At 75.6% G+C, this 524-nt stretch carries 1 protein-coding gene; it reads right to left on the bottom strand.

The window, feature by feature from the left end; translation table 11 throughout:
• Window positions 1–84: 84 nt before the first annotated feature.
• A partial coding sequence (locus FNQ90_RS26320) for a PH domain-containing protein (RefSeq protein WP_182608577.1) occupies window positions 85–524 on the bottom strand: 440 nt, incomplete at its 5' end.

Genomic DNA, 524 nt, shown 5'->3' with positions numbered 1-524 from the left:
GGACCGGCCCGTCCGGGGGGTCCGCCGGCGCGTCACCGGGCGACGTGCCCTGTCGGGGTCCGCTCCCGTGCGGACGGTCGGTGCTCACAGGCCGGCCGATCGGGCTTCGCCCAGCTCGGTGAGCCGGTCCCGCAGGCGCTCGGCCTCGGCCGGGTCCAGGCCGGGGATGGTGGCGTCGGTGGCGGCGGCAGCGGTGTGCAACTGCAGCCGGGCCAGCCCGAACTTCCGGTCCAGTGGTCCGGAGGTGACCTCCACCAGCTGCATCCGGCCGTAGGGCACCACCGTCAGCTGCCGCCACAGCACTCCTCGTCCGATCAGCAGGTCGTCCCGCCGCTCGCGGTAGCGCCAGGAGCGGAAGTGCCGGCCGAGGACCCACCACAGCCAGCCGGCGAGGGCGAGCGGGACGAGGGCGAGCGTTGCCCACCCGGGGGCGCCGAGGGCGAGGGGCAGGATGACGGCGAGCAGGATCGGCGGCGCCATCCAGATGACGAGCAACAGCCGCCACACCGTCAGCAGGCCCGGGC

Origin of the sequence: Streptomyces alkaliphilus (assembly GCF_014141535.1) — a bacterium.
Classification (GTDB): domain Bacteria; phylum Actinomycetota; class Actinomycetes; order Streptomycetales; family Streptomycetaceae; genus Streptomyces; species Streptomyces alkaliphilus.
The sequence above is the reverse complement of the archived record's forward strand: the minus strand, read 5'-3'. Positions and strand labels throughout refer to the sequence as shown.